This window comes from Streptomyces sp. JB150 (assembly GCF_011193355.1).
In the GTDB taxonomy this organism is placed as follows: Bacteria; Actinomycetota; Actinomycetes; order Streptomycetales; family Streptomycetaceae; genus Streptomyces.
On sequence record NZ_CP049780.1, the window covers coordinates 7,117,436 to 7,130,601 of the forward strand.

The following is a 13,166-nucleotide window of genomic DNA, read 5'->3' on the forward strand; positions in this document are numbered from 1 at the left end:
CGGAGTGCCGGGCGACCTCTCGGGACGGACCGACCGCACGGCCCGGCGGCCGGCGGGACGTGGCCGGAAAGTGCCCCGCGCGCTCGTCGGTCACACCCTTGGCGATCAATCGGCCGTAGGGTCGCAAGCGGGACGGACACCCGTGGACGGAAGGAAGCAACAGCATGGCGCAGGAAGTGCGCGGCGTGATCGCACCGGGCAGGGACGAGCCGGTGCGGGTGGAGACCATCGTCGTACCCGACCCGGGGCCGGGGGAGGCCGTGGTGCGGGTCCAGGCCTGCGGGGTCTGCCACACCGACCTGCACTACAAGCAGGGCGGCATCACCGACGAGTTCCCCTTCCTCCTCGGCCACGAGGCCGCCGGGGTGGTGGAGGCGGTCGGCGACGGGGTCACCGAGGTGGCGCCCGGCGACTTCGTGATCCTCAACTGGCGAGCGGTGTGCGGCCGGTGCCGGGCCTGTCTGCGCGGACGCCCCTGGTACTGCTTCGACACCCACAACGCCGCCCAGCGGATGACCCTCGCCGCCACCGGACAGGAGCTCTCCCCGGCCCTCGGCATCGGCGCGTTCGCCGAGAAGACGCTGGTCGCGGCCGGGCAGTGCACCAAGGTCGACCCCGCCGTCGCCCCCGCGGCTGCCGGACTGCTCGGCTGCGGGGTGATGGCCGGGATCGGCGCCGCGATCAACACCGGCGGTGTGAGCCGCGGCGACTCGGTCGCCGTCATCGGCTGCGGCGGCGTCGGTGACGCGGCCATCGCCGGCGCACGGCTGGCGGGCGCGGCACGGATCATCGCCGTCGACATCGACGACCGCAAACTCGCCACCGCCCGCACGATGGGCGCCACCCACACCGTCAACTCCCGCGAGACCGACCCGGTCGCCGCCATCCGCGAGCTGACCGGCGGCTTCGGCGCCGACGTCGTCATCGAGGCGGTGGGCCGCCCCGAGACGTACACCCAGGCCTTCTACGCCCGTGACCTCGCCGGCACGGTCGTCCTCGTCGGCGTCCCCACCCCGGAGATGAAGCTGGAGCTGCCGCTGCTGGACGTCTTCGGCCGCGGCGGCGCGCTGAAGTCGAGCTGGTACGGCGACTGCCTGCCCTCGCGCGACTTCCCGATGCTCGTCGACCTGCATCTGCAGGGCCGCCTGGACCTCGGGGCGTTCGTCACCGAGACCATCGCGCTCGACGAGGTCGAGAAGGCGTTCGAGCGGATGCACCGCGGCGACGTCCTGCGCTCGGTGGTGGTGCTGTGATGACCGCCCGCGTCGAACGCCTCGTCACCTCCGGCCAGTTCCGCCTCGACGGCGGCACCTGGGACGTCGACAACAACGTCTGGATCGTCGGCGACGACCACGAGGTCGTCGTCATCGACGCCGCCCACGACGCCGACGCCATCGCCGAAGCCGTCGGTGACCGCCGGCTCACCGCCATCGTGTGCACCCACGCCCACAACGACCACATCGGTGCCGCGCCCGCCCTCGCCGACCGCACCGGCGCCGTCATCTGGCTGCACCGCGACGACCTGCCGCTGTGGCAGCAGACCCACCCGGAGCGCGAACCCGACGCCTGGCTGCGCGACGGCCTCGTCATCGAGGCGGCCGGCGCCGACCTGACCGTCCTGCACACCCCGGGACACGCCCCCGGCGCGGTCTGCCTGTACGACCCGGGCCTCGGCGCCGTCTTCACCGGCGACACCCTTTTCCAGGGCGGACCCGGCGCCACCGGACGGTCCTTCTCCCACTTCCCGACCCTCATCGACTCCATCCGCGACCGGCTGCTCACCCTCCCGCCCGAGACGAAGGTCCTCACCGGACACGGGGACGGCACCACGATCGGCGCCGAGGCACCCCACCTGGAGGAGTGGATCGCGCGGGGCCACTGAACGAGGGAGACGACGACCCGGCGCGAAAAGGCGACAGAAGATGTCCGGCTTCCCCGGCATTCTCGAAGCCGACCACTGACGCGACAGGAGGCCGGACATGCCGGAACAGCCCCTCAAGGACACCATCGCACTCGTCGCCGGGGCGACCCGCGGCGCCGGGCGAGGGATCGCCGTGGAACTCGGGGCGGCCGGCGCCACGGTGTACGTCACCGGGCGCAGCACCCGCGCACAGCGCTCGGAGTACGACCGCCCCGAGACCCTGGAGGACACCGCCGACCTCGTCACCGAGGCCGGCGGTACGGGCATCGCCGTGCCCACCGACCACCTCGACCCGGCGCAGGTGCGTGCCCTGGTCGACCGGATCGACGGCGAGCAGGGCCGCCTCGACGTCCTCGTCAACGACATCTGGGGCGGTGAGAAGCTGTTCGCGTTCGACGTGCCGGTCTGGGAGCACGACCTCGACAACGGGCTCAGACTGCTCCGCCTCGCCGTCGAGACCCACGCCATCACCAGCCACATCGCCCTGCCGCTGCTGCTGCGCCGGCCCGGCGGCCTGGTCGTGGAGATGACCGACGGAACCGCCGAGTACAACCGCGACCACTACCGCAACTCCTTCTTCTACGACCTCGCCAAGGCGTCCGTCCTGCGCATGGCGTTCGCCCTCGCCCACGAGCTGGGCCCGCGCGGCGCCACCGCCGTCGCCCTCACCCCGGGCTGGCTGCGCTCGGAGATGATGCTGGAGCACTTCGGGGTGCGGGAGGACAACTGGCGCGACGCCCTCGAAGCCCAGCCGCACTTCGCCATCTCCGAGACCCCGCGGTACGTCGGCCGCGCCGTCGCCGCCCTCGCCGCCGACCCGGACGTGGCCCGCCACAACGGGGCCTCGCTCTCCAGCGGCGCACTCGCCCGGGAGTACGGCTTCACCGACCTCGACGGCAGCCGCCCCGACGCCTGGCGCTACCTCGTCGAGGTGCAGGACGCGGGCAAGCCCGCGGACACCACCGGCTACCGCTGAGCACCGGCGTCCGACGCCGGCGGCAGCGGCCAGCGCGCCGGGTGTCCGGGCGGCAGCGCCAGATCGGCGCGCACCGCCGCGTAGTAGCCCTCCCGCGCCTCCCGCTGCCGCTCCAGCAGTTCCTGCCACGCCTCGGGGTCGCGCGTGCCGGCGCGCAGGAAGCGTTCCATCGCCAGGACCGCGACCACCCACGCCCGCGCGCGGTCCACCACCTCGCGGCTGCCCAGCAGGATCAGCGCCTCACCGGCCGGGTCCCGGGCGTCCGCGGCCTCCGCCAGCAGCGGCTCGGCCTGCTCGGGCGTCAGCGGGTGCGGGTGCGGGTCGTTCCCGAGGTGCGACGCCACCCGGTAGGCCAGGGTGATGGTCTTCTTCAACTGGCGCGCGTAGTCGGCGTACGCCGCCAGCCGCCGCTCCTCCCACCGGGCCGCCCGCTCCTGGCGGAACCGGACCTGCTCTCCGCGCATGACCACCAGATAGGAACCGAGGGCACCGATCACCACACCGAGCAGGGCGGGCAGTTGCTGTATGAACTCCGACATGGACGCACGGTATCCGGGAAACAATCGATGCAGCGCCGCTTAACATCCGTGTAGATTCCTTCACTTGTCCTACTCGATCGCCGTCGGGCACCGTGTCCCCGTGCCGACCGACCCCCAGACCGATCACCGCGCCGACTCCCGATCCCCGTGGCGGGTCCGCGACTTCCGCACCCTCTTCACCGCGACCACCCTCAGCCAGCTCGGCACCAACGTCGGCTATGTCGCCATGCCCCTGGTCGCGGTGGCCGCGCTGGGCGCGGGACCCGGCCAGGCCGGCGCCCTCGCCACCCTCAGCACCCTGGCGTTCCTGCTGATCGGGCTGCCGGCCGGGGCGTGGGTGGACCGGATGCGGCACCGCCGGGTCCTGATCGGCGCCGACCTCGCCCGCGCACTGCTCTGCGCGTCCGTACCGCTCGCGTGGTGGCTCGACGCCCTCACCCTCGGCCAGCTCTACGTGGTGGTCCTGCTGACCGGCTGCGCGACGGTCTTCTTCGACGTCGGATCGCAGAGCGTGCTGCCCCACCTGGTCGGCCGGGACGCCCTGGTGGGCGCGAACGCCGCCGTGGTCAGCCTCCAGGCGGCCGGCAACGTCGCCGGGCGCGGCCTCGGCGGCGGTCTCGTCCAGCTGCTCACCGCCCCCGTCGCCGTGCTCTGCACCGCCCTGGCCCACCTCGCCTCCGCCCTCCGGCTCCTCGCCCTGCGCGGCGGCACCGCACCCGGGCCGGCGGCCACGCGGACGAGCCTGCGGGCGCGGATCGCCGAGGGACTGCGCCATGTCCTCGGCAACGCCGAGCTGCGCGCCCTCGCGCTCACCGCGTCCCTCACCAACCTCGGGTCGCAGATCGTGAACACCCTGCTGCCCGTGCTGTTCGTCCGCGAACTCCGCCTCCCGGCCAGTGTGCTGGGCCTGTACTGGGCCGCCGGCGGCCTCGGTCTCCTGCTCGGCGCCCGCTGCGCCCGGCCCCTCGCCGCCCGCTTCGGCCACGGCCGCACCCTCGCCCTCGCCGGGCCGTTCCTCGCCCCCGCCGCCCTGCTCGTCCCGCTCATCGGGCGCGGCCCCTGGCTGGGGCTCGCCGGCGCCGGATGGGCCCTGACGATGTTCAAGACCGGCATGGACAACGTGCTCGGCGTGAGCCTGCGCCAGGGAATGACCCCGGACGCCCTGCTCGGCCGTATGAACGCCACCTTCCGCTTCATGCTGACCGGCGCGCTGGCGGTCGGCGCGGCCCTGTCCGGCCTCCTCGGTGAAGTGGCCGGCGTCCGCCCGGCCCTCTGGACCGGGGGTGCGCTGCTCGCGATGGCGTTCCTGCCGGTCCTGCTCTCACCGGTGCGGCGCCGGCGGACGCTGCCGGGACAGCGGCCGGCGCCTGCCACGCCGGCCCCGTCGCGGCGGGCCGGATGAGCCGCCCCGCATGAGGCGCCTCACATCCGCCGCATCTCTACAACCGTTCGGGGCAGGTATCCGTCTACCTGAGCAGACATTCATCGCATCCGAAGGGCAAACCCGACCATGGGGGACAAAAGCAGACGGGCAACCGTCGTTCTGGGTACCACCGCACTGGTGGCCCCGCTCACACTCGCGCTCGGCGCCGCTCCGGCGCAGGCGGCGAGCTGTACGACCCAGACGGGGCCGTACCAGAAGCAGGTCGAGAAGTTCCTCGGCCGGCCCGTCGACGGCGTCCAGTCCGCCGCCGACTGCAAGGCGATCCAGGCCTTCCAGACCAAGCACGGCATCCAGCCGAACGCCGGCTACGCGGGCCCCGTGACCTGGGGCGTGATGGACCTGATGCTGAAGCAGAAGGCCGTGGGGAACAATCCCAACAAGGCCGGCAAGTGCCCGGTGAACAAGGGTCGCATCGCCTGCGTGAACCTCACCCTCCAGCTCAGCTGGATCCAGGACGGCAAGAAGCTCGTCTACGGCCCCGTCCCGGTCCGTACCGGGCGCGACGGCGACGAGACCCGCACCGGCCTGAAGAAGATCTACTGGCGCAACATCGACCACGTCTCCTCCATCTACGACGTGCCGATGCCCTACGCCCAGTTCTTCGACGGCGGCCAGGCCTTCCACCAGGCCAACGTCAGCATGTGGAACCCGCCGGGCTCGCGCGGCTGCGTCAACCTGACGAAGACGGACGCCAAGAAGTACTGGTCGCTGCTGAAGACCGGCGACGACGTCTTCGTGTACGGCCGCAAGCCGGGCACCTGACGCACCCGTCCCGCACCGGCCGCCCGGGGGCCGAGGGGGGAGTGATCAGTAACACGTCCGATATGCCGGATTCGTTCCTGTTCGCTCACGCCATCTTCACGTCGGGCCCCGTATGCTTCACAGCATGTCCACCACTGTTGAACCCGCCACCGGGCGATCGGCAGCGGAGATCAACGAGGAGATCCGGGCCCTGTGGCGCCGGTCGGGCGGGACACTGAACACCGAGCAGCGCGAGGAATACCAGCGGCTCGTGATGGAATGGGCCGACCGCGCGTCGGCCGCCTGACCCACCCGTCCTCGAATCAACTCCAGCTCGCCGAGTACTGGCGCTGGTAGGCCCTGCGGTCCTGCTCCGTGCGGATCCACCGCGTGGCCACCAGCGCGACCAGGCTTCCCGCGATCACCAGCAGCCCCGGACCCGCGGTGCGCGGGTCCGCCAGCCGCGCGTACAGCGACGGCGCCGCCCCGCCGCCCGCCGCCTGAGCCGGCACGCCCGGCGCGCTCGCGTCCTGACTCGCGGAGGACGACGGAGCCGGCGAGCCGGCCCCGGCCGCCGTGATCAGCCGCACACCGAGCTGGTCCATCGCCTCCGTCACCGGCTGGAAGAACGTCGTCCCGCCACCGCGGCAGTCCCCGCTGCCCCCGGACGTCACCCCCAGCGCGATCCCCTCCGCGAACAGCGGCCCGCCGCTGTCCCCGGGCTCGGCGCAGACGTCCGTCTCGATCAGGCCCGTGACCGTGCCCTCCGGATAGTTCACCGTCGCGTCCAGCGCCGTCACCCGCCCGTCGCGCAGCCCGGTCGTGCTGCCGCTGCGGAACACCCGCTGCCCGACGGCCGGTTCGGCCGCCCCCGTGATCCGTACGCCTCTCCCCGCACCGATCGCCACCACGTCGGCGCCCCCGCCCGCCCGGTCGCCGGCGTACCGCACCAGCGAGTAGTCCGCGCCCGGGAACCGCCCCGCGACCGTCCGGCCCACCTCCCGCGCGCCCTGGTCGTCCGCGAACCACACGGAGCCCGTGGGCCCGCAGTGCCCGGCGGTCAGGATGAACTCGCGCCGCCCGTCGGTCACGTTGAACCCCGCCGAACAGCGCCCGCTCGTCGACAGGATGGGCCGCGCCCCGTTCAGCCGGGTGGTGAAGGTGCCCGCCGAGCGCTCCATCCGGACGAACCCGCCGACCTCCTCGGCGAGTTGCGCGAGCCGGTCCCAGTCGGCGGCGGAGACGGTGCGGTCGGCCCGTACCACCACCTCGTTGCGCCGGTAGTCCACCGCCCACGCCGTGCCGGCCACCCGCGGCGCCGAACGCAGCGACGCGGTGGCCGACTTCAGCTCCCGCAGGCTGTGCCGCACCACCTTGGGCGTGGCACCCGCCCGGCGGACCTCTGCGGCCGTGTCCCGGTCGGTGACCGCGACCACCGGCCGCCCGTCCGCGCCGAGCCAGCTGCCCGCGGTCCGCTCGGCGCCGAGCCGCTCGACGAGACCCGGACCGGTGACGGGCGGGACAGGCGGCGGCGGGCTCGCCACGGCCTGCGTGACCATCGTCCCGCCGAGCAGCAGACCGCCGACGGCCGCCAGCCGTGCCGCTCGCCGGACGATCCGTCGTCGTACGTGCCTCATGCATGGCTCCCGAACCCCGAACGCGCGGTGATGGCGACACCGCGGGGGCCTCCGGCAGTCGAGTGCCCTCCTTCGCATACGTGCCGGGAGCCGGGCCCGTTCACCCCCGCGGGGGCCGGCTCAGTTCTTGCGGGCCACCCCACCGAACATCGCCACCTGCTCCGGCTCGGTCCCGTCGCCGCCCTCCGGGCGCCAGCGCGAGCAGGAGACGACACCGGGCTCCAGCAGTTCCAGACCGTCGAAGAAGCGGGTCACCTGCTCGGGCGTGCGCTGGGTCAGCTTCGGGGTGCCGTGCTCGTTCCAGAACTTCACCGCCTCGTCCACGTCCGGCATCGACGGCGAGGTGACGGTGTGCGACAGCACCAGGTGGCTGCCCGACGGCAGCGCGTCCACCAGCCGCCGCACCAGGCCGTACGGGTCCTCGTCGTCGCCGATGAAGATGACCACGCCGAGCAGGATCAGGCCCACCGGCTTGCTGAAGTCCAGCGTCTTGCCCGCGTGTTCGAGGATGGCGTCGACGTTGCGCAGGTCCTCGTCGAGGTAGTCGGTGCGGCCCTCGGGCGTGCTGGTCAGCAGCGCGCGGGCGTGCGCCAGGACGAGCGGGTCGTTGTCGACGTAGACGATCCGCGCGTCCGGGGCGAGCCGCTGGGCGACCTCGTGGGTGTTGTCGGCGGTCGGCAGCCCGGTGCCGATGTCCAGGAACTGGCGGATGCCCTCCTCCTGGACGAGATGGCGCACGGCACGGCCCAGGAAGAGGCGGTCGGCCTGCGCGTACGCGCCGATGCCCGGGTGCAGTCGGCGGATCTGGTCGCCGGCCGCGCGGTCCACCTCGTAGTTGTCCTTGCCGCCCAGCCAGTAGTTCCAGATCCGGGCCGTGTGCGGCTGGGAGGTGTTGATGCGCTCGCGCAGGGAATCGGCCACGCCGTCCGTGGTGGGCGGGTTCTCGGTCACGGGTCAGCTCCTGGGATGCCGTAATGCGGTGGAGTGTCAAGGAGCAATCTAGACGGACCAGTTGATCAATGCCGATCCCCCTGCGCATTTTGCCGGACCGCGCGGTCCGGCAGGGGGCGTCTCGCCGATCAGGCCGGGAGCCCGGCATGATCGGCGAGACACCCCCTAGGGTGGGAGCATGACCGGTATCCCGCACGAGACGACCGGAGAACCCAACCCGCTGCGCGCCCTCGGTCTGCCGGAGCTCCGCCGCCGTACGAGCGAGAAGTGGCGGACCTACCCCGAGGACGTGCTGCCCCTGTGGGTGGCCGAGATGGACGTGCCGCTCGCCGAGCCGGTCGTGCGCGCGCTCACCGAGGCCCTGGCGCTCGGCGACACCGGCTACCCGGCCGGTACCGGCTACGCCGAGGCGCTGGCCGCGTTCGCGGCGAAGCGGTGGGGGTGGGACGGCATCGCCGTCGAGCGCACCGCGATCGTGCCCGACGTGATGCTCGGCGTCGTCGAGATGCTGAAGCTCGTGACCGGGCCCGGGGACACGGTCGTGATCAACCCGCCGGTGTACCCGCCGTTCTACCCCTTCGTCACCCACCTGGACCGGCGGGTGGCCGAGGCCCCGCTCGGCCCCGGCGCGCGCATCGACCTCGCGGCACTGGAGGAGGCCTTCCGGGCGGCGGTGGCGGGCGGCCGGCGCGCCGCGTACCTGCTGTGCAGCCCGCACAACCCCACCGGCACCGTGCACACCGCCGAGGAGCTGTCCGCGGTCGCCGCGCTCGCCGAGCGGTACGGGGTGCGGGTCGTCGCCGACGAGATCCACGCGCCGCTGGTCCTGGACGGGGCCGCGTTCGTGCCCTGGCTGAGCGTGCCCGGCGCCGAGCGCGGACTGTCGCTGATGTCGGCGTCGAAGGGATGGAACCTCGCCGGTCTCAAGGCGGCCCTCGCCGTCGCGGGCCCCGGTGCCGCCGACGACCTGGCGCGGCTCCCGGAGGAGGTCGGCGACGGGCCCAGCCATCTCGGCGTCATCGCGCACACCGCGGCGCTCCGTGACGGCACCGCCTGGCTGGACGCCCTGCTGGCCGGCCTCGACGAGAACCGGCGGCTGCTGGCCGCACTGCTGGCCGAGCACCTGCCGGCGGTCCGCTACCGCCCCGGCGAGGGCACCTACCTCGCCTGGCTCGACTGCCGCGCCCTCGGCCTCGGCGACGACCCGGCGCAGGCGTTCCTGGACCGCGGCCGGGTCGCCCTGAACTCGGGCCTCCCGTTCGGCACGGGCGGCGCCGGGCACGTCCGGCTGAACCTGGCCACCTCACCCGAGCTGATCACCGAGGCGGTACGGCGGATGGCACGCACGGTGGGATGAAGGGCACGCACGGTGGGTTGAACGGCACGCACGGCGGGCCGACCGGCGCGCCTAGACTTCCGGCATGGACGAGACGCCCACGGCCCGGCTCGGTGCGGGCAAGTATCTGCTGATCACCAGCTACCGCCGCAACGGCACGGGAGTCGGCACCCCGGTGTGGGTGGTGGAGGACGAGGGCGCCCTGGGCGTGTGGACGGCCGCCGACTCCTGGAAGGTGAAGCGGATCCGCGCCAACCCGTCGGTCCGGATCGCCCCCTGCGACGTGCGCGGCAACCCCACCGGCGACGCCGTCGAGGCCACCGCCGAGATCGTCGACGCGGCCACCACCGCCCGCTACCGCGGGCTGATCGCCCGCAAGTACGGCGTGCTCGGCCGCCTCACGCTGCTCGGCAGCCGGCTGCGGCGCGGGACGGCGGGCACGGTCGGCATCCGGGTGATCCCGGTGCGGACACCGAAGTCCGCCTGACGGCTCGTCAGGTCCAGGCGCGGTAGGGCTCGTCGATCAGCTGGAAGACGGGCTCGCCGCGCACCGGGTCCTTGGCCGTGGACAGCCGTACCCGGTCGCCGCTGTGGATGCCGATGGGCGGCCCCATGACCCGGCCCCGCACCACGAATCCCTCGGCCATCTCGATCAGCGACACATTGCGCGCGGCCGGGGTGTTGCGGTGCACCACCGTGGAGTGGCGGACCGTGCCGACGCCCGCGCTGCGCTCCGTGCGCAGATCGCTGCCCTGGCACACCGGACACAGCAGCCGGTGGTACATCGCGGTGCCGCACCAGGTGCAGCGCTGGAAAAGGATCGTCTCCTCGTCCGCCGCCCGGTGGTCCCGCGCGGGGGCGAGGACACCCGCCGCGGAGCCGGCTCCCTGCTGAGCGGCGCTTCCTGAGTGGTGGTACACGCTGTCAACTCCCTGCGCTCGGCCGGAATCCGCGTGCGCGGCTCACCGTGCACGCCTGTGCCCGGTTCACCGTGCCACCGTGCACGGCGACAGAGTATGGCACTCAGTGCCACGCGTAAAGGCACTCCGTACCCGCAATGTCGGCCGTGCTCCGTCCCCGACCCCGCGGGACCCGTGAGCCCCCGTGCGCCGTGAGCCCCCGTGCGCTCAGTCCCGGCCGAGCGCGGACTCCAGCTCCTGCACCACCCGCCACAGCGGCGCCCCCCGCCGCGAGACGACCACCACCACGTCCTCGGGCCGCTCCTCGGCGGACGGCACCGGGCCGCCCCCGAAGGCCGACTGCACGAAACCCAGCGCGTGGTCCACGGCCGCGCCGGCGTCGCCCTGCCCGTCGGAGCGCAGCCAGGACCGCAGCGGGTTGTTGTGCGCCGCGACGACGGCCGCCGCGATCACGTCCGCGCGCAGCGTGCCGTCGCGCCGCCCGGCGAAGCGGCCGCGCAGATACTCCGCGAGGGCGCGCTCGTAGCGCCACACCACCGACAGCTCGTAGGCGCGCAGGCCCGGCACCTGCTTGGTGAGCCGGTAGCGCTGCACGGAGAAGGCGGGGTTCTCGGCGTACATCCGCAGCACCAGGCGGGCCGCGTCGCAGACCCGGGCCACCGGCTCCGCGTCGGCCGCGCCGGCCGCCAGGAAGGCCTCCATGTCGGCCAGGCAGCGCTCGTGGTCGGGGAAGACCACGTCCTCCTTGGACGGGAAGTAGCGGAAGAACGAGCGCCGGCCGACGCCGGCCAGCGCCACGATGTCGTCGACGGTGGTCTGCTCGTAGCCCCGCTCCAGGAACAGCCGGAACGCCGCCGCGACCAGCGCGTCCCGCATCGGCGGCTTCGCGCCCGCCGCCCGCGCCTTCTCGCCACCCCCGGACGCCGCACTGCTGGAGCTCATGGACGGGAACGTAGCACGCCCGATGGCACTGAGTGCTGCACGTGGGGGGAACTCAGTTCCCCGCACGCCTGTGCGCGTACTCTTTGCGCAGCTCAGCCGCCGCAGCCGAGGAGACCCGATGCCCCGCGCCCGCATCCTCTACGTGACCGACCTGGCCTACCCGGCCCGCGGGCGGCGCTACTGCGACGAGGACATCCACCTCACCTCCCGGCTCCGCGACGCGTTCGACCTGGCCCTGTGCCATCCCCGTGACGCGCTCGCGCTGATGGACGCCTTCGACGCCGTCGTGGTCCGCAACAGCGGTCCCGTCCTGGCCTACCGGGAGGCCTACCAGGCCTTCCGCGCCCACGCGCTGCACACCGGGGCACGGGTCTACAACCCGCTCACCGGCCGCGCCGACATGGCCGGAAAGCAGTATCTGCTCGACCTGACGGAGGCGGGCTTCCCGGTCATCCCGACCGTGGACCACGCCGCCGGCCTGGAGCGGCTGCCCGCCGCCGAGCGCTATGTGGTCAAGCCCAAGCTGGGCGCGGACTCGATCGGTCTGCGGGTGGTGCCGGCCGCGGAACTGCCCGGCCTCGCCGACGGCACCGTCCTCGTCCAGCCCCACGTCGACTTCGCGTACGAGGTCTCCTTCTACTTCGTCGACCACGACTTCCAGTACGCCCTCTACGCGCCCGACCCGGACCGGCGCTGGGAGCTCCAGCCGTACGCACCGGGTCCCGAGGACCTTCGGTTCGCCCGCCGCTTCATCGAGTGGAACGGCCTGCGGCACGGCGTCCAGCGGGTCGACGCGTGCCGGGCCCCCGACGGGGAGCTGCTGCTGGTCGAACTGGAGGACCTGAACCCGTACCTCTCCCTCGACGCGCTGCCCGCGGACCGGCGGGACGCGTTCGTCACGGCGTTCACCGCCTCCCTGCACCGGTTCCTCGCCGCCTGACGGCTTCCGACGCCGATCGCCGGCATCCCCTGACCGGCCTTCAGCCCGCGTCGGCCGCCCCCTTGCAGCCCAGCCGGGCCACCGCCGCGGCCACCTCCCGGCGCAGCGGCTCCGGCAGCGACTCGCCGTTGACGGCCTCCACCAAGCCGTCCGCGAGGCGGTGGAGCGGGGTGTCCGTGCGCTGTGAGACCGCGACCAGCACCTGCCAGGCGTCCTGCGGGCTCAGCCCGAACGACGCCATCAGCACCCCGCGGGCCAGGTCGATGGCCGGCCGGGTCCGCATCGCCCGGCGCAGCTGGACGACCTCCACACCCGGCTCCGGCTCACGGCCGTTCCCCTCGGCGGCCGGGGTGAACAGCGACCGGGTGCCGGTCAGCGACAGCAGCCGCTCGACGATGGGGGAGACGCGGGCGAGCGTGAGGGTCTTGCCCTCGGCCAGGGCCTGCTCGCGCACGGCGAGCAGCACGTTCAGTCCCGCACAGTCGCAGAAGGACACGCCGCTCAGGTCCAGGTCGATGCCCTCGTCCGCGTTCGCGAGGGCAGCCCGCAGGGCGCCCCGCAGTTCTTCGCCGACGTCCAGGCCGAGTTCGCCGGCCACCGTGACATGTGCGCGACCGCCATCGGGTTCGGTCCCGATGGTCAGCGCGGGACTCCCGACCGTCGGCGACGGGCGGTCGTCAGACTCCGGCATGGCCGACTCTCCCTCGAATTGCTGCCTGCCCTCGCCTACAGGCTGGACCTCGAAGCAACATACGTCAAGCGATACATGAAACTCGTTTCGTGTTTTGGGATACGGGAATGAGCAGCCCTATGATGGCC

15 protein-coding genes are annotated in these 13,166 nt (G+C 73.2%); 9 read left to right on the plus strand and 6 right to left on the minus strand.

Annotated elements, in window-relative coordinates:
- Positions 1-164: 164 nt before the first annotated feature.
- The 3 genes from G7Z13_RS32365 (at position 165) to G7Z13_RS32375 (ending at position 2,897) form a co-directional block, all read left to right on the plus strand.
- Positions 165-1,253, plus strand: a complete 1,089-nt coding sequence (locus tag G7Z13_RS32365; RefSeq protein WP_166004194.1) for an S-(hydroxymethyl)mycothiol dehydrogenase — start codon at positions 165-167, stop codon at positions 1,251-1,253.
- Complete coding sequence (locus tag G7Z13_RS32370) at positions 1,253-1,882, plus strand: MBL fold metallo-hydrolase (RefSeq protein ID WP_166004196.1); 630 nt, start codon at positions 1,253-1,255, stop codon at positions 1,880-1,882. Before G7Z13_RS32365 ends, G7Z13_RS32370 begins: the two co-directional genes overlap by 1 nt.
- Before the next feature lie 97 nt (positions 1,883-1,979).
- Entirely contained in the window at positions 1,980-2,897 is a 918-nt protein-coding gene (locus G7Z13_RS32375) for an SDR family oxidoreductase (protein ID WP_166004197.1), read from the plus strand.
- Here G7Z13_RS32375 and G7Z13_RS32380 read toward each other — a convergent pair.
- Positions 2,888-3,436 (minus strand): hypothetical protein, encoded by a 549-nt coding sequence (locus G7Z13_RS32380; RefSeq protein WP_166004199.1) that lies wholly within the window; start codon positions 3,434-3,436, stop codon positions 2,888-2,890. The genes G7Z13_RS32375 and G7Z13_RS32380 overlap by 10 nt on opposite strands.
- A gap of 100 nt (positions 3,437-3,536) precedes the next feature.
- On the opposite strand from G7Z13_RS32380, the gene G7Z13_RS32385 reads away from it, so the two are divergent.
- The 3 genes from G7Z13_RS32385 (at position 3,537) to G7Z13_RS32395 (ending at position 5,928) form a co-directional block, all read left to right on the plus strand.
- Positions 3,537-4,838: an MFS transporter gene (locus tag G7Z13_RS32385; protein ID WP_166004200.1), complete on the plus strand. Its 1,302-nt coding sequence runs from the start codon at positions 3,537-3,539 to the stop codon at positions 4,836-4,838.
- A 108-nt stretch (positions 4,839-4,946) separates the two neighbouring features.
- A complete protein-coding gene (locus G7Z13_RS32390) occupies positions 4,947-5,642 on the plus strand; it encodes a L,D-transpeptidase (RefSeq protein ID WP_166004202.1) in 696 nt (231 codons plus the stop codon).
- Positions 5,643-5,766: 124 nt separating this feature from the next.
- Complete coding sequence (locus G7Z13_RS32395; RefSeq protein ID WP_165994900.1) at positions 5,767-5,928, plus strand: hypothetical protein; 162 nt, start codon at positions 5,767-5,769, stop codon at positions 5,926-5,928.
- A 16-nt stretch (positions 5,929-5,944) separates the two neighbouring features.
- On the opposite strand, the gene G7Z13_RS32400 is transcribed toward G7Z13_RS32395, so the two are convergent.
- The gene (locus tag G7Z13_RS32400; protein WP_166004203.1) at positions 5,945-7,258 is read right to left on the minus strand and encodes a S1 family peptidase; all 1,314 of its coding nucleotides are present in this window, start codon (positions 7,256-7,258) and stop codon (positions 5,945-5,947) included.
- 120 nt (positions 7,259-7,378) lie between these two features.
- A complete protein-coding gene (locus G7Z13_RS32405; RefSeq protein WP_166004205.1) occupies positions 7,379-8,209 on the minus strand; it encodes an SAM-dependent methyltransferase in 831 nt (276 codons plus the stop codon).
- A 178-nt stretch (positions 8,210-8,387) separates the two neighbouring features.
- On the opposite strand from G7Z13_RS32405, the gene G7Z13_RS32410 reads away from it, so the two are divergent.
- Together G7Z13_RS32410 and G7Z13_RS32415 are read left to right on the plus strand one after the other, a co-directional pair.
- The gene (locus G7Z13_RS32410; RefSeq protein WP_166004207.1) at positions 8,388-9,566 is read left to right on the plus strand and encodes an aminotransferase class I/II-fold pyridoxal phosphate-dependent enzyme; all 1,179 of its coding nucleotides are present in this window, start codon (positions 8,388-8,390) and stop codon (positions 9,564-9,566) included.
- A gap of 64 nt (positions 9,567-9,630) precedes the next feature.
- Complete coding sequence (locus G7Z13_RS32415) at positions 9,631-10,032, plus strand: PPOX class F420-dependent oxidoreductase (protein ID WP_166004208.1); 402 nt, start codon at positions 9,631-9,633, stop codon at positions 10,030-10,032.
- 7 nt (positions 10,033-10,039) lie between these two features.
- On the opposite strand, the gene G7Z13_RS32420 is transcribed toward G7Z13_RS32415, so the two are convergent.
- Positions 10,040-10,465, minus strand: coding sequence for a zinc ribbon domain-containing protein (locus G7Z13_RS32420; protein ID WP_166004210.1), 426 nt, complete (start codon positions 10,463-10,465; stop codon positions 10,040-10,042).
- Positions 10,466-10,672: 207 nt separating this feature from the next.
- Complete coding sequence (locus tag G7Z13_RS32425) at positions 10,673-11,407, minus strand: TetR family transcriptional regulator (protein WP_166004211.1); 735 nt, start codon at positions 11,405-11,407, stop codon at positions 10,673-10,675.
- Between the two features lie 118 nt (positions 11,408-11,525).
- Between G7Z13_RS32425 and G7Z13_RS32430 the strand changes: the two genes are divergently transcribed.
- Entirely contained in the window at positions 11,526-12,347 is an 822-nt protein-coding gene (locus tag G7Z13_RS32430) for a hypothetical protein (RefSeq protein ID WP_166004213.1), read from the plus strand.
- Positions 12,348-12,387: 40 nt separating this feature from the next.
- Here G7Z13_RS32430 and G7Z13_RS32435 read toward each other — a convergent pair whose 3' ends face one another.
- Positions 12,388-13,038, minus strand: coding sequence for an anti-sigma factor antagonist (locus G7Z13_RS32435; RefSeq protein ID WP_166004215.1), 651 nt, complete (start codon positions 13,036-13,038; stop codon positions 12,388-12,390).
- Between the last annotated feature and the right edge of the window lie 128 nt (positions 13,039-13,166).